At 63.0% G+C, this 18,193-nt stretch carries 12 protein-coding genes; 6 read left to right on the top strand and 6 right to left on the bottom strand.

Going from position 1 to position 18,193, the window contains the following annotated elements; genetic code table 11:
* Positions 1 to 1,151 precede the first annotated feature (1,151 nt).
* Positions 1,152 to 1,511 (bottom strand): cell cycle two-component system response regulator CpdR, encoded by a 360-nt coding sequence (gene cpdR / locus G489_RS0117225; RefSeq protein ID WP_029042560.1) that lies wholly within the window; start codon positions 1,509 to 1,511, stop codon positions 1,152 to 1,154.
* A 152-nt stretch (positions 1,512 to 1,663) separates the two neighbouring features.
* Between cpdR and G489_RS0117220 the strand changes: the two genes are divergently transcribed.
* Together G489_RS0117220 and hisN are read left to right on the top strand one after the other, a co-directional pair.
* On the top strand, positions 1,664 to 2,593 hold the full coding sequence (locus tag G489_RS0117220; RefSeq protein ID WP_245578958.1) for an N-formylglutamate amidohydrolase: 930 nt from the start codon (positions 1,664 to 1,666) through the stop codon (positions 2,591 to 2,593).
* Between the two features lie 62 nt (positions 2,594 to 2,655).
* Positions 2,656 to 3,471, top strand: a complete 816-nt coding sequence (gene hisN, locus G489_RS0117215; protein ID WP_245578957.1) for a histidinol-phosphatase — start codon at positions 2,656 to 2,658, stop codon at positions 3,469 to 3,471.
* On the opposite strand, the gene G489_RS0117210 is transcribed toward hisN, so the two are convergent.
* Positions 3,472 to 4,446, bottom strand: coding sequence for an alpha/beta hydrolase (locus G489_RS0117210; RefSeq protein WP_051332778.1), 975 nt, complete (start codon positions 4,444 to 4,446; stop codon positions 3,472 to 3,474).
* 425 nt (positions 4,447 to 4,871) lie between these two features.
* On the opposite strand from G489_RS0117210, the gene G489_RS0117205 reads away from it, so the two are divergent.
* The 3 genes from G489_RS0117205 (at position 4,872) to G489_RS0117195 (ending at position 11,940) form a co-directional block, all read left to right on the top strand.
* Complete coding sequence (locus tag G489_RS0117205; RefSeq protein WP_029042556.1) at positions 4,872 to 5,336, top strand: Hsp20 family protein; 465 nt, start codon at positions 4,872 to 4,874, stop codon at positions 5,334 to 5,336.
* A gap of 431 nt (positions 5,337 to 5,767) precedes the next feature.
* Positions 5,768 to 10,486, top strand: a complete 4,719-nt coding sequence (gltB, locus tag G489_RS0117200) for a glutamate synthase large subunit (protein WP_029042555.1) — start codon at positions 5,768 to 5,770, stop codon at positions 10,484 to 10,486.
* Between the two features lie 23 nt (positions 10,487 to 10,509).
* Positions 10,510 to 11,940, top strand: coding sequence for a glutamate synthase subunit beta (locus tag G489_RS0117195; protein WP_029042554.1), 1,431 nt, complete (start codon positions 10,510 to 10,512; stop codon positions 11,938 to 11,940).
* Positions 11,941 to 12,013: 73 nt separating this feature from the next.
* On the opposite strand, the gene G489_RS21275 is transcribed toward G489_RS0117195, so the two are convergent.
* From G489_RS21275 to galE, 3 genes are all read right to left on the bottom strand, one after another.
* Positions 12,014 to 13,255 carry an SGNH/GDSL hydrolase family protein gene (locus G489_RS21275; RefSeq protein WP_051332777.1) on the bottom strand — a complete coding sequence of 414 codons (1,242 nt, stop codon included), beginning with the start codon at positions 13,253 to 13,255 and terminating at the stop codon, positions 12,014 to 12,016.
* 76 nt (positions 13,256 to 13,331) lie between these two features.
* Positions 13,332 to 14,552 carry a lytic murein transglycosylase gene (locus G489_RS0117185; RefSeq protein ID WP_029042553.1) on the bottom strand — a complete coding sequence of 407 codons (1,221 nt, stop codon included), beginning with the start codon at positions 14,550 to 14,552 and terminating at the stop codon, positions 13,332 to 13,334.
* A 41-nt stretch (positions 14,553 to 14,593) separates the two neighbouring features.
* Positions 14,594 to 15,595 (bottom strand): UDP-glucose 4-epimerase GalE, encoded by a 1,002-nt coding sequence (galE, locus tag G489_RS0117180; protein ID WP_029042552.1) that lies wholly within the window; start codon positions 15,593 to 15,595, stop codon positions 14,594 to 14,596.
* 156 nt (positions 15,596 to 15,751) lie between these two features.
* On the opposite strand from galE, the gene galU reads away from it, so the two are divergent.
* Positions 15,752 to 16,657, top strand: a complete 906-nt coding sequence (gene galU / locus G489_RS0117175; RefSeq protein ID WP_029042551.1) for a UTP--glucose-1-phosphate uridylyltransferase GalU — start codon at positions 15,752 to 15,754, stop codon at positions 16,655 to 16,657.
* A gap of 15 nt (positions 16,658 to 16,672) precedes the next feature.
* Here galU and G489_RS0117170 read toward each other — a convergent pair whose 3' ends face one another.
* Positions 16,673 to 17,977: an outer membrane beta-barrel protein gene (locus tag G489_RS0117170; RefSeq protein WP_029042550.1), complete on the bottom strand. Its 1,305-nt coding sequence runs from the start codon at positions 17,975 to 17,977 to the stop codon at positions 16,673 to 16,675.
* Positions 17,978 to 18,193 lie beyond the last annotated feature (216 nt).

Genomic DNA, 18,193 nt, shown 5'->3' with positions numbered 1-18,193 from the left:
CTTTGCCAGACCGCTCCTCACTCTCACGGCGCGCATCGTTGGCAGTAGGTTTGCCCAACCACCGGCGTCATTCCCGTGAAAACGGGAATCCAGCTGAACTTGCACCAGAGAACTGGTGGTCATGTTTATTGCGCGCCGCCGGCGCCATCACCACCAGCCCTAACCCTCTGATTCACATAGATTCCCGCCTCCGCGGGAATGACGGCGGGAATGCTGCAGCGCCGGAACCCTGTCTCTTCACACCCTCGCCCTTCGTGGTTCGACAAGCTCACCATGAGGGCTCAGGGTGAGGGTGGAGATTTGGGCGCTACTTCCCTCCTCGTCACCCTCGGGCAGCCCGCCGGCGTGAGGCGGGTAAGACCCGAGGGTCCATGAGGCATCGCATGTGGTTCGGCGGTACTGACTAGTCATACGCGGCTCCCGCGTGGCATCTCATCATGGATGCTCGCGAATTTGACTGCCTCACGCCGGCAGGCTGCCCGAGCATGACGAAGATATGTGGGGCATCGCTTTCCGCCATTCGCTGCCTCCTGGCTTCGTCTGCCCACCCCGACAGTCCCGGCAGACGGATGTCTCCGAGTTTCAAAGAACAGAGCGGGAGAGAGGCGCAGGGCGTCTCGTCGCAAAACTAAAACAATGAGACGGCCAGCGCCTCTCTCACCCGGGGTTTTGGGCTTGGACTGCGTCAACGGGCTGGGGTCAATCCCCGCTTCCTTTCGGAAGTACGCCACCGCCTTGACGGCAGCCGGCTCCGGCGCAGTTTTGGCCTTCCCTGAGGCGACCCTCATGGAACCCGGACCGGTCTATGAAGTTGGTCGGTTGGCGAAACGGAAAACCGCTTCACACTTTTCCTGCCAACCTCCCGCCGGAGCTCGTATGCATCCGCGCCCTGTTTGCGGGACCGTTCGGGCAGGATAAGGGAGGTTTTTGGGGCGGGGATAACTTCGATCCGGCCCGAAGGGCAAAATCAGTCCGGTGGACTGATTTGAGGTGAGAAGGCCATGAGAGCTAAGCTCTAATCGCTGAAACTCGGCGCCCCACCCTTCGAGCATAGCCCTCAGGGTGTTCGTGCACTTGATTTGATCCAGCGGAGTAAATCCGCCTTGCGGCACGATTCCCAATCACAGGATGAAGGCAGCAAACGTGCCTGATCAGGCAGCGAGCAGGCGCTCGATCTCGTTGACGAGGTCCTTGAGGTGGAAGGGTTTGGACAGGACCGAGGCATCCTTGGGCGCCTCGCTGTCCGGGTTGAGCGCCACGGCGGCGAACCCGGTGATGAACATCACCTTGAGGTCCGGATCGAGCTCGGTGGCGCGGCGCGCCAGTTCGATCCCGTCCATTTCCGGCATCACGATATCGCTGAGCAATAGCGAGAACGGCTCTTCCCGCAGCCGCTCATAGGCGGACTTGCCATTGTCGAAGGCGATGACTTCGTAACCGGCCTGGGTCAGCGCCCGGGTCAGGAACTTGCGCATATCGTCATTGTCTTCGGCGAGAAGGATGCGTTGCATGGGTTCGGAATCGCTCGGCTGGGGGTCTCTTAAAGTTGCGCGCAATTTGCCCGTCTTGTCCGCCCGCTGCAAGGTGGAGATTGTAAAAAGCCTAAACGCCGCCACAGCGCTGCCCACTGGACGAATCCGCGCCCTTTGGGCACAGTGTGATCATGACAGAAGTGTTCGGCCTGCCGCTGACTGCCATGCGTTCGGATTATATCGACCGCCCCGCCTTCGAAACCGTTCGGCCGCGGCGACTGCTGGCTCCCTTTGTCTTTAATTCACCCCATTCGGGACGCGACTATCCGGCACGCTTTCTCGAGATCTCGCAACTCGACCGCACTGCGATCCGCCAGTCCGAAGACGCCTTTGTCGATGATCTGTTTTCCCGCGCGCCGCGCAAGGGCATGCCGCTGTTGCGGGCCCATTTTCCGCGCGCATATCTGGATGTGAACCGCGAGCCCTACGAGCTCGATCCGGCCATGTTCCACGAGCCGCTGCCGAGCCGGTTCAACACAAAGTCACCGCGCGTCGCCGCCGGGTTGGGCACCCTGGCGCGCAATGTCTCGGAAACCCGGCAGATCTACGGTTCGCGCCTGCATCTGTCGGACGCGCTGATGCGCATTGAAGGCATCTACAAGCCCTATCACCAGACGCTGCAAAAGCTGCTGGGCGAAACCCTGGCCGAATTCGGCGTCGCGGTGCTGATCGATTGCCACTCCATGCCCCAGCTCGGGCGGACCGGCAATCGCGCCAGCCCCGATATCGTTCTGGGCGACCGCTATGGCAGCGCCTGCGCCCCGGCACTGGTCGATCTGGCGGAGACGGTGTTTTCAGGTGCAGGCCTGCGGGTCGCGCGCAATCGCCCCTATGCAGGCGGTCACAACACCCGCACCTATGGCCGCCCGCGGCACGGCCTGCATGCGCTGCAGATCGAGATCAGCCGGCATCTTTACATGAACGAGCGGACGCTGAGCCCGAATGACGGCTTTGCCAGCCTGATGGATATTATCGAACGGCTCTTGACCGGCTTCGCGCAATTCGATTTACGGCTGCTGACGGGCACCGTCGCGGCCGACACCGCTGAAGCTGCCGAATAGCCCGCAACGCGGACCTGTCCCGCACCCGCCCGCCGATCAACGCTTTTCAGGCCGAGAGACCCGTGACCGATTTCCGTTTGCCCGACATCACGCCCGAGGCCATCGAGGCGACGCTGCGCGAAGCTGCCGACGCCGCCGCGCGGGAGACGCTTCGCCATTTCCGCACGGCACTGAATGTCGACAACAAGGAAGAGGGCGGCTTTGACCCGGTGACGGAGGCCGACCGGGGCGCCGAACTGGCGATCCGCGACGTGCTGGCGCGCAATTTCCCCGGTCATGCCATTTCCGGCGAGGAATGGGACAGAAAAGATGCCGACAGCCCTTATGAGTGGATTATCGATCCGATCGACGGCACCCGTGCCTTCATCTCCGGGATTCCGCTCTGGGGCACGCTGATCGGCCTGACGTTCGAGGGTGAAGCGGTGGCCGGCATGATGAGCCAGCCCTTTACCGGGGAAGCCTATTACGGCCTGCCGGGCCGCGCCTGGCTCGAGCACAATGGCGAGACACGCGCCATCGCGGTGAACAGGAGCGCCAAGCTCGCCACCGCCAAGATGGCCACCACCTCCCCGGCCCTGTTCGAGACCGAAGCCTCGCGCCACGGCTATCAGCGGCTTGAAGCCGCCGCCCGGCTCGCCCGCTATGGCACCGATTGCTATGCTTATGCGCTGCTCGCTTCCGGCCAGATCGACCTGGTGGTCGAAGAAGGGCTGAAGGCGGTCGATATCGCCGCACTCATCCCGATCATCGAGAATGCCGGCGGGATCATCACCAGCTGGTCCTCGGGCCGTGCCGAACAGGGCGGGCAGGTCGTGGCCGCGGCCAATGCCGAACTGCATGCTGCAGCCCTCGATATCCTCGGCGACGCGGCGGCCTGATCAGACCGGGCTCTGCTCGGTGATGAAGGCATCGAACGCGGCCAGCACCTGGCCGCGAATCGCATCGTTCTCCATGAACAATTCGTGCCGCGCCCCGGCAATTACCCCGTGCCGCCCGGTTCTCAGGCGCAAGCCGAGCTGTTCGGTCGCCGGTGTCGAGACCACCTGGTCGCGAGCCGCGGCGAGCATCAGGACGGGGGTATTGATGCGGCTCGGAAAATCCTCAGCGTTGGCCCGCGACATCGCCCTCATCGCCGCGGCGGTCCAGGCGATGGTCGGCCCGCGCACCTCAAGATCGGGCCGTTCCTTGAGCGTGTTGACCATGCGCATATAGCGATCGAAATCCGAGGTCAACGGATTGCCGGCAAAGGTATCCTCGGTCTGGGGCTTGTCCGCCCGCCGGGCGATCTCGATGCGCCCGAGACCTGCCATCTTGGCGATCTCGAGGATCGAGGCGGCAATCCCGAGCCCGATCGGAAAATCGAGTGCGATCATCGGCGAGGACAGGAACACCCGGTCGAACATCAGCCGGTCGCGCGCCACTGCCAAGAGGCTGGCGAGACCGCCCATGGAATGCCCGACAAGGAAATAGGGCGGCGGGCAATCGGGCAGAAGAATATCGGTGTGGAAGGCCTTGAGATCGGTCCAGTAGTCCTCGAACCGGTTGACATATCCGGCCTTCGAACGCGTCGAGAAGCGGTCGGACCCGCCCTGCCCGCGCCAGTCGAAAGTGGCGACGGCGAAACCGCGGCGGCGGAAATCCTCGATGGTCTCGTAATATTTCTCGATGAATTCGCAGCGCCCGTGCACGAGACAGATCGTGCCGCGCCGCGGCCCCTCGGAGCGCCGCCACACCGCATAGCGCAGGCGCACCTTGTCGGGGGTGGTGAAATAGGCGGCGCGGGCACCTTCGGGCATAGGATTGCTCGGGATATCGGCCAAAACGGCCTGTTCGCTGACGGCAAGCTCGCCCATGTGGTCCTCTTTGGTTCACCCTGGTGCGGCGGAGCGCCGCTGCCGCAATCACTTAGGATGCCTGACCCGCATCGGCAAGCGCTGGCGCGAAAACACGCCGCACAGCAAAAAGCCAGCAGTCCGGCGGGACTGCTGGCCTTTAAGGATGGGCGCCATGCGGGGGGCGGGTTATGGCGCCCGGGTTGCGGCAGCCCGGTTGCGAACCATTCGCTCCGTTGACTGCACGATCATGTCTAACAGCCTCTGCCTGAACGATTTTCGAAGCATCCATTCATCTGAGGTTCAGGCTCTTGAACTGGGTTTTTGCTCGCTTATCTATTCGGTGTAACGCGCCACTCACGGGCGTTACGCCAATCGCCGGTCCGCCCGAAAAAGGGGTGCCGGCAATGCGAAACCACTCATGTTGCTCATCAGGAGAATATGACATGCGCAATCTCGACCTTTCCCCCTTCTACCGTTCCACCGTCGGCTTCGACCGGCTTTTCTCGCTTCTTGATTCGTCCGTCGCGCAGGAAACGGGTGGCTATCCGCCCTATAATATCGAGCGCACCGGCGAAGACGCCTACCGCATCACCATGGCGGTGGCCGGCTTCTCGAATGACGACATCGCCATCGAAGCCAAGGAAAACACCCTTTCGGTGAAGGGCGCCCGCCCGGCGGTTTCCGCCAGCGACCAGCGCGAATTCCTCCATCGCGGCATCGCCGAACGCTCTTTCGAGCGCCGCTTCCAGCTCGCCGATCATGTCGAAGTGACCGGCGCCAGCCTCGAAAACGGCCTGCTGCATATCGACCTTGTCCGCGAACTGCCCGAAAGCAAGCGTCCGCGTCAGATTGCCATCACCAATGGTGATGCCGGCAAGGCCGAAATCGAGGACAATACCGCGCACTAAAACCCGGTTTTCCCGAATGTGCGTAACACGTTAAGTACAAAAAATGTGCGTTTTGAGCGCGATTCCTTACGGGATCGCGCTCTTTGTGCATTTCCCCATATTGCGACAGAAGGTGCTTGCATTCACAAACCTCTTGCCTGATGGTTGCGCCCGCGCATGATTTCTGGCAGTGTCTGCGCCGAATTAGGACAGTAATGTTGTCCATTCTCGACGGACCCGTCTCCCGGGCGGTCGAACCACCGGCTACGGTTCAAGAGCGCCAAAGCTCGCCGAGGCCGGCATTGTGAGCCGAGCGGTCGGTGCCCAGGGCAACCGCTCTTTGATAAAATGGGTATCCGCTCTCAGCGAGCCGTATGGGACATCCCCGATACGACCCGGACGAGCGAAGTGCCTGCCCAGCGGCAGGCTGCCTGAACCAGCGGGGTAGAGCCATGAGCGACAGGCTGACCGAATTCGACGAAATCAACGCCAGCACCACGGCTGCGTCGAAAACAGGCCGTCCTGACGCCACGGGTCTGTATGACCCCGCCAATGAACACGACGCCTGCGGTGTGGGCTTCGTCGCCTCGATCAAGAATACGGCCAGCCACGATATCGTGCAGAAGGGCCTCGAAGTGCTCGTCAATCTCGAGCACCGCGGCGCGGTGGGCGCAGACCCGCTGATGGGCGATGGCGCCGGCCTGCTGGTGCAGATTCCACACGCCTTTTTTGCCAAGACCGTCGATTTCGACCTGCCCGGCGTCGGCAATTATGCCGTTGCCATGATCTTTTACCCGCGCGATCGCGCCCTGCGCGATGCTTGCGCGGAGAAGGTCAATCGCTGCCTCGGCGCCGAAGGCCTGACGGTTCTCGGCCAGCGCGAAGTGCCGTTCGACAATTCCAAGCTCTCCGAAGGCGTCATCGAGACCCAGCCGATCATCGAGCAGGTCTTCATCGCCCGGCCCGACGAGCTCGACGACGAAAGCTTCGAGCGCAAGCTCCTGATCGTGCGCAAGGTCATCTCCAACACGGTCTATGGCGAACTGCCCGAAGCCGACAGCGACAACGGCTTCTACGTCGTTTCAATGTCTGCCCGCACGGTCGTCTACAAGGGCATGTTCCTCGCCGATCAGCTCGGTGCCTTCTATACAGATCTGCACGACCCCGATTTCGCCTCGGCCCTGGCGCTGGTCCACCAGCGTTTCTCGACCAACACCTTCCCCTCCTGGAAGCTGGCGCACCCCTATCGCATGGTCGCGCATAACGGCGAGATCAACACCATCCGCGGTAACGTCAACTGGATGGCGGCGCGCCAGGCGTCGGTCTCGACCCCGCTTTTCGGCGAAGACATCAAGAAGATCTGGCCGATCTCCTATGAAGGTCAGTCGGACACCGCCTGCTTCGACAACGCGCTCGAATTCCTCGTGCGTGGCGGCTACTCGCTGCCCCACGCAGCGATGATGCTGATCCCGGAGGCCTGGGCCGGCAACGTGTTGATGGATGACACCCGCCGCTCGTTCTATGAGTATCACGCCGCCCTGATGGAACCCTGGGACGGCCCTGCCGCCGTGGCCTTCACCGACGGGCGGATGATCGCCGCGACCCTCGACCGCAACGGCTTGCGCCCCGCGCGCTATTGCGTCACCCGCGACGGGCTGGTGGTGATGGCATCCGAGGCCGGCACCCTGCCGATCGAAGACAGCAATATCGTCGAGAAGTGGCGCCTGCAGCCGGGCCGCATGCTGATGATCGACCTCGAGGAAGGCCGCATCGTCTCGGATGCCGAGATCAAGAACCGGCTGTCCAACAAGAACCCTTATGCCAAGTGGCTCGCCCGCACCCAGATCGTGCTCGAGGATTTGCCGCCGGTCGAACGGCTGGCGCACAAGAGCTTCGACAGCCTGCTCGATCGCCAGCAGGCCTTTGGCTACACCACCGAGGACATCAAGTTCCTGATGACCCCGATGGCCACCACGGGCCAGGAAGCGGTTGGTTCCATGGGCACCGACACGCCGATTTCGGCGCTCTCGGACAACCCCAAGCCGCTCTATACCTATTTCAAGCAGAACTTTGCCCAGGTGACGAACCCGCCCATCGACCCGATCCGCGAGGAATCGGTGATGAGCCTTGTCTCCTTCATCGGCCCGCGCCCGAACATCTTCGACCTCGAGGGTCTGGCGACCCAGAAGCGCCTCGAAGTGCGCCAACCGATCCTGACCAATGAGGATCTCGAAAAGATCCGCACCATCGGCCGCATTGGCGACAATCAGTTCCGCACAGCCACCATCGACATCACCTATGATGCCGGCAAGGCCGCCGAAGGCATGGGCCCGGCGCTCGACGCGATCTGCGACGAGGCCGAAAAGGCCGTGCGCTCGGGCGACAATATCATCATCCTGTCGGACCGCGAGCTGAGCGCCAACCGCATCGCCATTCCGGCGCTGCTGGCGACCGCCGCCGTGCACCATCACTTGATCCGCAAGGGCTTGCGCACCTCCTCGGGTCTCGTCGTTGAAAGCGGCGAGCCGCGCGAAGTCCACCATTATGCCGTGCTGGCGGGTTATGGTGCCGAGGCCATCAACCCCTATCTCGCCTTCGAGACCATCGCGGCGATGCAGGCCGAAGGCCAGCTTCCCCCCGAGGTCGACAAGACCGAGTGCATCGAGCGTTACATCAAGTCGGTCGGCAAGGGTCTTTTGAAGATCATGTCGAAGATGGGCATCTCGACCTACCAGTCCTATTGCGGCGCGCAGATCTTTGACGCCGTGGGCCTGTCGAGCGAATTCGTCGAGCGCTATTTCTTCGGCACAGCGACCGCCATCGAAGGCGTCGGCTTGCGCGAGGTCGCCGAGGAAACCATCCGCCGGCACCTTTTGGCTTTCGGCAATGATGCGGTCCTCAAAAAGTCGCTCGATGTCGGCGGCGAATATGCCTATCGCCTGCGCGGCGAAAAGCACGCCTGGTCGCCCGAAGTCGTGGCCAATCTGCAGCACGCCGTGCGCATGGCCGAAAGCGACAAGGGCACGGCCCAGGCGCGCTACGATGCCTTTGCCAAGGCGGTCAACGACGCCTCGACCGAAGCGCGCACCATCCGCTCGCTGTTCAAGGTTGCCCCGCTGGGCGAACCGGTCTCGATCGACGAGGTCGAACCCGCTGTCGATATCGTCAAGCGTTTCTCGACCGGCGCCATGTCCTTTGGCTCGATCTCGCGCGAGGCCCATACCGCGCTGGCGCGCGCCATGAACACCATTGGCGGCAAGTCCAATACCGGCGAGGGCGGGGAAGAACCCGACCGCTTCCATCCCCTGCCTGACGGCTCGGCCAACCCCGAACGCTCGGCGATCAAGCAGATCGCCTCGGGCCGCTTCGGTGTGACTGCCGAATATCTCGTCAATTCGGACATGATGCAGATCAAGGTCGCCCAGGGCGCCAAGCCCGGCGAAGGCGGCCAGTTGCCCGGCCACAAGGTCGACGCGGTGATCGCCAAGACCCGGCACTCGACCCCGGGGGTCGGCCTGATCTCGCCGCCGCCGCACCACGACATCTATTCGATCGAGGATCTGGCGCAGCTCATCTACGACCTCAAAAACGTCAATGACCGCGCCGATGTGTCGGTCAAGCTCGTCTCGGAGGCCGGTGTCGGCACGATTGCCGCGGGCGTGGCCAAGGCCCGCGCCGACCACATCACCATTTCCGGCTATGACGGCGGCACGGGCGCATCGCCCCTCACCTCCATCAAGCATGCCGGCGCGCCATGGGAACTCGGCCTTGCCGAAACCCACCAGACCCTGGTTCTCAACCGCCTGCGTTCGCGCGTGGCGCTGCAGGTCGATGGCGGACTCAAGACCGGCCGCGACGTGCTGATCGGGGCTCTGCTGGGTGCAGACGAATTCGGCTTCTCGACCGCGCCGCTGATCGCGGCGGGCTGCATCATGATGCGCAAATGCCATCTCAACACCTGCCCGGTTGGCGTTGCCACCCAGGACCCGGTGCTGCGCAAGCGCTTCAAGGGCACGCCCGAGCATGTCGTGAATTACTTCTTCTATGTCGCCGAGGAACTGCGCGCCATCATGGCCGAGTTGGGCGCCAGGACGCTCAACGAGCTGATCGGCCGCACGGATCTGTTGAGCCAACTCAAGATGGACGACCACTGGAAGGCCAATGGCGTCGATCTCAAGAAGCTGTTCGCCAAGCCCGAGCCGCTCGGTGGCGATTCGATCTATCACACCGAATTGCAGAACCATCATCTCGAGGCCGTGCTCGACCGCACGCTGATCGAAAAGGCAAAGCCCGCGCTCGAAAGCCGTGAGGCGGTGACCATCGAGACCGAGATCTTCTCGCGCAACCGCTCCGCGGGCGCCATGCTGTCGGGCGAAGTCGCCCGCCGCTACGGCCATGAAGGGCTTGCCGAGGACACCATCTCGGTCAAGCTGAAGGGGACGGCCGGCCAGAGCTTTGGCGCATTCCTCGCCGCCGGGGTCAGCTTCGACCTTGAAGGCGATGCCAACGACTATGTCGGCAAGGGCCTTTCAGGCGGCCGCATCGTCGTACGCCCGCCCCAGGACGCCGCTTATGTGCCTGAAAACTCGATCATTGTCGGCAATACCGTGCTCTACGGCGCAATATCGGGTGAATGCTATTTCCGTGGCGTCGCCGGCGAGCGCTTCGCGGTCCGTAACTCGGGCGCCATCGCCGTTGTCGAAGGCACCGGCGACCATGGCTGCGAATATATGACCGGTGGTGTGGTCGTGGTGATCGGCGATACCGGCCGCAACTTCGCCGCCGGCATGTCGGGTGGCGTGGCCTATGTGCTCGACGAGGACGGCTCGTTCCGCTCGCGGTGCAATCTCGCCATGGTCGATATCGAGCCCGTGCTCGAGGAAGAAGACCTGATGCAGAAGCTGCATCACCATGGCGGCGACCTCGAATGGCATGGCCGCGTCGATGTGTCGGGCGACATGACCCGGCATGATGACGAGCGTCTCTACCAGCTCATCGCCAATCATTTGCATTATACCGGCTCGACGCGTGCCCGGACCATTCTCGACTATTGGGAGAGCTACCGCTCCAAATTCGTCAAGGTCATGCCCGTCGAATACCGCCGTGCCATCCAGGAACGCGAGCAGATGCGCCAGCGCATCGCAGCGCCTGAAGGCGCCGCCGCAGAATAAGCCGGAAGGATTGAGGACTAACTATGGGTAAGGTCACCGGTTTTCTCGAATATAACCGCCAGGAACCGCGCTATGAGCCGGCTTCCGACCGGGTTCGTCATTTCCGCGAATTCACCATTCCGATGAGCGACAGCGAAGTCGTCCAGCAGGCCTCGCGCTGCATGGATTGCGGCATCCCTTATTGCCATTCGGAAACCACCGGCTGCCCGGTCAACAACCAGATCCCGGACTGGAACGACCTCGTCTACAACGAGGACTGGCGCCAGGCCTCGCAGAACCTGCATTCGACCAACAACTTCCCCGAATTCACTGGCCGCATCTGCCCCGCGCCCTGCGAGGAAGGCTGCACGCTCAATCTCGAGGACAGCCCGGTTGCGATCAAGACCGTCGAGCAGGCCGTTGCCGACAAGGCCATTGCCAATGGCTGGATCCGGCCGCAGCCGGCCGAGCACAAGACCGGCAAATCGGTTGCCGTGATCGGCTCGGGCCCGGCTGGCCTTGCCGCCGCCCAGCAGCTCGCCCGCGCCGGACACGAAGTGCATGTCTATGAGCGCGCGGCCCGCGCCGGTGGCCTGCTGCGCTATGGCATTCCCGACTTCAAGATGGAAAAGCACCATATCGACCGCCGGGTCGAACAGCTCACCGGCGAAGGCGTGGTCTTCCATTACAATGAGAATATCGGGGTCACCCGCCCGATCTCCGAGCTGCGCGCCAAGCATGACGCCGTGCTGTTGTGCGGTGGTGCGGAACACCCGCGCGATCCCCAGCTGCCCGGCCAGGATATGCTCGGCGTTCATTTCGCCATGCCTTACCTGGTGCAGCAGAACCGCCGCGTTGCCGGAGAGGATATCGGCGACGAAGACCCGATCCTCGCCAATGGCAAGAACGTCGTCGTCATCGGCGGCGGCGACACGGCCTCGGACTGCGTGGGCACCGCTTTCCGCCAGGGTGCTGTCTCGGTGACCCAGCTCGACATTCGCCCCCAGCCTCCCGAGAAGGAAGACAAGCTCACCTCCTGGCCGAACTGGGCCATCAAGATGCGCACCTCCTCCTCGCAGGCCGAAGGCGTGCAGCGCGAGTTCCAGGCCGGGACGCTCGAAGTCGTCGGCAATCCGGCAGGTCACGCGACCGGGGTCAAATGCGCCCGCGTCGATGAAAAGCGCCAGCCTGTCGAAGGCTCTGAGTTCATTCTCAAGGCCGATCTGGTGCTGCTGGCCATCGGCTTTGCGCACCCGATCTCGGAAGGCATGCTCGACGAACTCGGCGCCGACAAGGATGCCCGCGGCAACCTGTTCGCGGACACCTTCGGCTACCGCACGACGGTCGACGGCGTCTATACCGCCGGCGATATGCGCCGCGGCCAGTCGCTGGTTGTCTGGGCGATCCGGGAAGGCCGCCAGGCCGCCCGTGCCATCGACATGGACCTGATGGGCCAGACCGACCTGCCGCGCTGAACCATCGGCAAGCCAGACGGGCCTTCATGGTGAGCTTGTCGAAGGGCGAGGTGCGAAACGGGAATGATTCTGCCTAGTTGACCGCCAGCTCTTCACCGGCAGGGCCTTCGGCCTCTTCGTCATCCGCGCCCGGCACAACCCCCACACCAAAGGCATCCACGCGGCCCTCAGGGGCGGTGAGCATGGTCGAGAAGTCGATCCGGGCCTCATCGGCATCGGGAATGCCTTCAAGCAGATCACCCGCCGAGCGGCTGGGTTCGTTGAGCGACGCAACGATGCCCGCCACCTCCAGCAGCCGCACCTGCCCGATCCCCTGATAAGGCGGGCGGGACATGGTCTGGGCCGGTGAGCCGGCCAGCGGATCGGCCACCTCGATCGAGACGGCGCCGCCGCGATAGAAAAGCCGCACCGCCTTGTCGATATAGAACGCGACCTTGTCTGCCCCGGCCGAGGACCAGTGAATGCCGTCGCTCTTGCGCATCAATTCGTTCTGCCCGTTGAGGTCGGGGCCATAGGCCGAGTAGTTGCCGTTCTCGTCGACAAAGCGCTCATAGATATCGACGAACTCCGCCCCACCCGAAAAGCTGGCGGTGCGGTGCAGCGAGCTGATCTGCGCAATCGCGGAAGAGTATGAGTTCGCGCGCATCGGCGGCAGCCCGACCCAGACCGCGGGGATGCCGGCACTGCGCAACTGGTTGAGAAACTCCTCGAGCCGGCTCACATATTCGGCCTTCCAGGGGTCGGTGAGCGGATCGGCACGCCCGTTCGGGGTGACGATCTCCTGCCGGTCATTGATGCCGATGGCGATGACGACCAGATCGAACTCGTCCTCTTCAATCGACTTGGCAAGGGCCGCGTTCCAGTCGAAGAAATCGTCGCGCACGAAGCCCGAGGATCCCACCCCCTTGGAGATGATCTCGAGATTGGGATCATCGGCATAAAGCCGGTCGAGCGCCTTGGCGAGATCGACCGCCAGCGAATCCCCGATCACCGCGAGACGGGTGGCGTTTTCGCTCTTCTCGATGAGATTGACGACCGACGGCGAGGGCGTGGCCCGGCGCTGGGTCTGGCGGCGCGGCGCGGCCTGCTGCTGCTGTTGGGGCTGCTGGGCCTGCGGCTCCGGCTTGTCGCGCCCGAACAGAATATCGAGCAGCGAGCGGCGTTTGCGCGGTTGCTGCTGGGCAAGCTGGATTGCTTCTCCGCCATCGAACACGCTCGCCTGACCGGGCAAACCGCCTGGCAGGTCGAGTGTTTGCGCGCCGGCTTGCGGCACAGCGATCGCGATCAGCAGGAAAAGAGCAATCAACAGGCGCATGGCGATCCCAAGGTTTCTCGCCCCACTATCGCGGCGCCATGTGGCAATTCAAGGATGGAGTGGCAAATCAAGGACATCAATTGCCGCTTCTGAGCGCCTGATAGGCTTCAAGGGTCGCGAACCCGTCGGCCACCTGCCCGTTGGCCGCTTGCCATGCGCTGAGCGCCCGCGCCGTGATCGGCCCAAGCCGGCCATCGACCTCGCCATCATAGTACCCCGCGCGCTTGAGCCGTTCCTGCAGATCGACCCGCTGCGCGCGGTTGAGGAAATGCGCATTACGCGGCCAATCATCGACAAACGGTCCGGCGCCTTTCAGCCGATCGGTGAGGTGGGCGACCGCGAGCGCATAGGAATCAGAGAAATTATAGCCCTTGAGCACCAGATAGTTGGCGGTCATCAGGAATTTCGGCCCGTTCCGGCCCGCGGGCACATAGAGAAAGACGTTTTCGTTGAGATCGGAAAACTCGCGCCCGGCGACGCGCTTCACCCCGCGCTGGGCGAAAAAGGAGGCCGGCCGGTAATGCTCGCGGCCAGCGAGGGAATAGTCAAAGCCCGAGGGCAGCTCGACCTCATAGCCCCAGTCGTGACCGGTCTGATAGCCGAGATCCCTGAGATATTTCGCGCTCGACGCCAGCGCGTCGGCCAGCGAGCCATGCGGATCGCGGCGCCCGTCGCCATCTTCATCTGTCGCGTAGCGCAAGAACGCGGTCGGAATGAGCTGCAAATGCCCGATGGCCCCGGCCCATGAGCCCACCAGCGTATCGGCACGGGCATCGCCCTGCTGGATGATCCGCAGGGCGGCGATGAACTCGGCCTCATCGGCTGCCAGACGCCCGCGCCGCTGATGCACCAGCGAGGCCAGCGAGCGGATGACAGGCTTGATATAGGTCCGGTTGGAGAGGATCGCGCCATAATCGCTCTCCATGCCCCAGATCGCGGCAAGGATATAGGGATCGACCCCGAATTCGCGCCCGATGCGGTCGAACAGCGGTTTGTTGCGCGCCACCGCCGCACGGCCATCCGACACCCGGCGCTCGCTCACACGCCCCTCGATATAGTCCCAGATCGGGGTCTCGAATTCGGGCTGTGTCGCCTGAAAGGTCGGGATCGAGGGGTCGGCGGTCAGCCCTTGTGTCGCCTGCCGATAGACGTCGCGCGAAATCCCCGCGGCGACCGCCTTGGCCTCAAAATCCCTGATGAACGCATCAAAGCTCTGATTGGGCGCGGAATGGGCCGCCCCGGCCGCAAGGCCGAGGACGAGCGTGAAAGCGGCGACGGAAGAAGCGAAGCGTTTCATCGGGTCACCCTTGGCGATTCTTGCGGCAATTTGCGGGCGCCTCAGGCGATTTCAGGCCGGTCGTTCCGGGTGAGCAGATATTTTTCCCAGCCATAAGCCGCGCCGACGATCTCGGTGAGATCGGCATGGGCGGGCTCCCAGCCCAGGACCTTGCGGATGCGATCGGCCCCCGCAACGACCGCTGCCGGATCGCCAGCCCGGCGGTCGGTCTCGATTGCCTTGAAGTCGACCCCGGACACGCTCTTCACCGTGTCGACCACCTCGCGCACCGAATAGCCATGGCCATAACCGCAATTCAGCGTCAGGTTCTCGCCGCCACCGCGCAGGTGCTCGAGCAAAAGCGCATGCGCCTCGATGAGGTCGGTGACATGGATATAGTCGCGCAGACCCGTGCCGTCCGACGTGTCATAGTCGGTGCCATAGATATACATCTCGTCCCGCTGCCCGAGCGCAGCCTGGCAGGCAACCTTGATGAGATGGGTGGCGCGCGGCGTCGACTGTCCCGACCGGCCCGCAGGATCGGCGCCCGCGACGTTGAAATAGCGCAGGACGCCGTAGGTCAGGTCGTGGGCCGCAGCGACGTCGGCGAGCATCATCTCGCTCATCAGCTTCGAGCGGCCATAGGGCGACATCGGGTTGAGCACCGCGTCTTCGCTGACCGGATCATTGCCGGTCATGCCGTAGACCGCCGCGGTCGAGGAGAAGATCATGTGCTTCACCCCCGCATTGACGGCTGCCTCGATGAGGTTGCGGGTATTGGCGGTGTTGTTGCGGTAGTATTTGAGCGGGTTTTCGACCGATTCCGGCACCACGATCGACCCGGCGAAATGCAGGATTGCCTCGACATTGTGCTGGTCCAGCACCGTCTCGACAAACCTTGTGTCGCCGACATCGCCTTCAACGAAGCTGGCCCGGCGATCGACAGCCCAGTCAAAGCCGGTGACGAGATTGTCGAGCACGACAACCTCATTGCCCGCATCGGCCAGCCGCAAAACCATATGCGAACCGATATAGCCCGCACCCCCGGTCACCAGAACGCTCATCTCGTTCCCCAGCCTCAATCTCTTTTGCTTTGTTGCGGAACAGTGTTAGCCAAGGGGAGTTTATTTAGGCTTACGAAACTTCTCCCGCCTATCCGCTGGGGGATGACACGCCGCATTACCGCGGTGCCAGAACGATGAGTCGATGAGGAACACGGCATGGTCAAACGGGTCAGAACAGCGGTCTTTCCGGTTGCAGGTCTCGGCACACGGTTTCTGCCGGCCACCAAGGCCATGCCCAAGGAGATGCTGCCTGTCGTCGACCGGCCGCTGATCCAGTATGCCATCGACGAGGCCCGCGAGGCCGGCATCGAGCATTTCGTCTTCGTCACCGGCCGCAACAAGGGCGTCATCGAAGACCATTTCGACCGACAGTTCGAGCTCGAATTCACCCTCGAACAACGTGGCAAGACGCGAGCGCTTGCCGATCTGCGTTCGGACCTGCCCAGGCCCGGCCAGACCAGTTTCACCCGCCAGCAGGAACCGCTCGGGCTCGGCCATGCGGTCTGGTGTGCGCGGGACCTCGTCGGCGGCGAACCCTTCGCGCTGCTGCTGCCGGACATGATCTTCAAATCCGAGCCCGGCGTCCTCAAGCAGATGGTCGATGCCTATGAGCAGCGCGGTGGCAATGTGATCGCGGTCGAGGAAGTCGATCCCGAAGACGTATCATCCTATGGCGTGGTGGCGCGCGGCGAAGGACCCGACGAAAGCTTTGACATTACCGGCATGGTGGAAAAGCCAGAGGTCGCGGAAGCCCCATCCAACCTCATCATCTCGGGCCGCTACATCCTTCAGCCGGAAATCTTCCAGCTGATTGCCGATCAGCCCAAGGGCGCGGGCGGCGAGATCCAGATCACCGATGCCATGCAGGCTCTGATGAAGAACCAGGACTTCACCGGGGTCAAATATGCCGGCAAGTCGTTCGACTGCGGCTCAAAGATCGGCTTTCTGACCGCCAATGTCGTGTTCGCGCTCGACCGCCCGGACATCGCCAGCGGCTTCATGGATGAACTGAAGAAATTGACCGGTGCGCTGCCACTTTCGGTCGACGATTCAGAGCACTAGGTTCACACTAGGCTTTTATCGGCTGATCGCCACCCCGGCCTCGATGGAATGCACTTCCTCGATGCCGTCGACCAGATCGTCGTTTTTCGAGTAGCCGTAATTGGCGAAGAACCGGGTGAACTCGTCGATCGTGTGATCCACACCCAGGCCGAAACGGGTTTCGTAGCGCCGGTTGGCCGCTTCCGGGTAGCTGATATCCGAATAGCCAGCGCTGCCACGCAGGGTGATCGTATCGGTCAACAGATATTCGCCCGTCAGATCAATGCTTTGCGTGACTGCCGCGCTCGCTCCGTCTTCCTCGGTCGGCGCGATTGACTTGGCCGCGCTTGCGGTCAGTACCACCCCGTCGGTCGGAACGAACCGGACAGAGCCATTGGCACCGGTGCCAATTACCGGATCCAGCCCGGGGTCATCGAAGCTGCGCCTCAGCGCCGTCAGGGCGAACTCGCCGGAAAGGGTTTCGTCACGGCTGGCGGCCAAGCCAAGCGAAGCTGTCTCGGTATTGCCGTCGAGCTTGGCGCCCAGCGAGGTCGATGGTGCATCGAACAAGGTGCGCGAAAAACTGTAATCGGCGAACACACTCAGGATCGGGGTGAGCTCGGCACTGACCCGCCCGCCGCCACCGTAACGCCAATAGCGCTGTTCGGCATTGTCGACGGTACTCAGATCCGCAAGCACGGTATCGGTCACCTGATGCCGTGCGCCATTGAGACGCAATTCGAGCGCGACACCGCCAAAGTCTTGCTGGCCGGTGACCGTGCCGTCCCAATCAAAGCTGACCGGTGCGGCCTCCGCGTCATCGGGCACACCGCCCTCACCCGGACGCCCGACAGACAGCCCAAGGCTGTGTGTCGTGGCAATGCTGCGCTGATCGCCGAATTGCCGGCCGGCTTCGAACGACCCGTCAATGCCGTCGACCACCAGTGAATCGCCTGGCCCGCGACGCAGATCGGCGCCGATCGAGGCGGCAACGCCATCGCCCTCATCGCCATAGTTCATGCCGAGACCGGGCCGGATCCGCAGGATCAGCAAACCACCATCCGCGTCTGAATTGGAGGTGCCGGCAGAAATCGTGAGATCGCGTGTGATCTCGGTGATCGGCCCCTGCCCGTTCCAGATCACCGCCTGTTCGGCGCCGGTATCGCAGGCAATGACCTCTCCGGCCTGATCGGTGCATTTGCCCGCGAAGGCCGGATAAAGCAGGTCAGGATTATCGGTCCCCACCCCGTCGCCAAACGGCCCGGCAAACCCAGGCACGCTCGACAACAGGAGAGCAATCCCGGTGGCGCCAACACATTTGATGGGATTGATACCGGCCACGCCTCTGGTTCCGCCCTGGTGGAAACACTCTGCGCGATACTAGGCAGTCATGGTTAATGAACGGTTTTGGTCTCGCAGGCTGAAACGCCCGGTAACCATGGGTTAACCACAGCCCGAAGGACAACTCCGGCAGCCCCCGCCTGCAGGTGAAACAGTGCTTCTGGTTAAGGGGTGGTTAGCCCCTTCCCCCTAGCCTTGGGCGCTGATTACCCGTTC

This window comes from Cucumibacter marinus DSM 18995 (assembly GCF_000429865.1).
GTDB lineage: Bacteria > Pseudomonadota > Alphaproteobacteria > Rhizobiales > Devosiaceae > Cucumibacter > Cucumibacter marinus.
Note: the sequence above shows the minus strand (reverse complement) of the source record. Positions and strands in the feature narration are given on the sequence as shown.

Excerpts from the sequence above, each read along its gene's own strand:
- G489_RS0117220 (WP_245578958.1), top strand. The coding sequence starts at position 1,664 with ATGACAGAAGTGTTCGGCCTGCCGCTGACTGCCATGCGTTCGGATTAT.
- G489_RS21275 (WP_051332777.1), bottom strand. The coding sequence starts at position 13,255 with ATGCGCCTGTTGATTGCTCTTTTCCTGCTGATCGCGATCGCTGTGCCG.
- G489_RS0117185 (WP_029042553.1), bottom strand. The coding sequence starts at position 14,552 with ATGAAACGCTTCGCTTCTTCCGTCGCCGCTTTCACGCTCGTCCTCGGC.
- galU (WP_029042551.1), top strand. The coding sequence starts at position 15,752 with ATGGTCAAACGGGTCAGAACAGCGGTCTTTCCGGTTGCAGGTCTCGGC.
- galE (WP_029042552.1), bottom strand. The coding sequence starts at position 15,595 with ATGAGCGTTCTGGTGACCGGGGGTGCGGGCTATATCGGTTCGCATATG.
- G489_RS0117195 (WP_029042554.1), top strand. The coding sequence starts at position 10,510 with ATGGGTAAGGTCACCGGTTTTCTCGAATATAACCGCCAGGAACCGCGC.
- G489_RS0117210 (WP_051332778.1), bottom strand. The coding sequence starts at position 4,446 with ATGGGCGAGCTTGCCGTCAGCGAACAGGCCGTTTTGGCCGATATCCCG.
- gltB (WP_029042555.1), top strand. The coding sequence starts at position 5,768 with ATGAGCGACAGGCTGACCGAATTCGACGAAATCAACGCCAGCACCACG.
- G489_RS0117205 (WP_029042556.1), top strand. The coding sequence starts at position 4,872 with ATGCGCAATCTCGACCTTTCCCCCTTCTACCGTTCCACCGTCGGCTTC.
- cpdR (WP_029042560.1), bottom strand. The coding sequence starts at position 1,511 with ATGCAACGCATCCTTCTCGCCGAAGACAATGACGATATGCGCAAGTTC.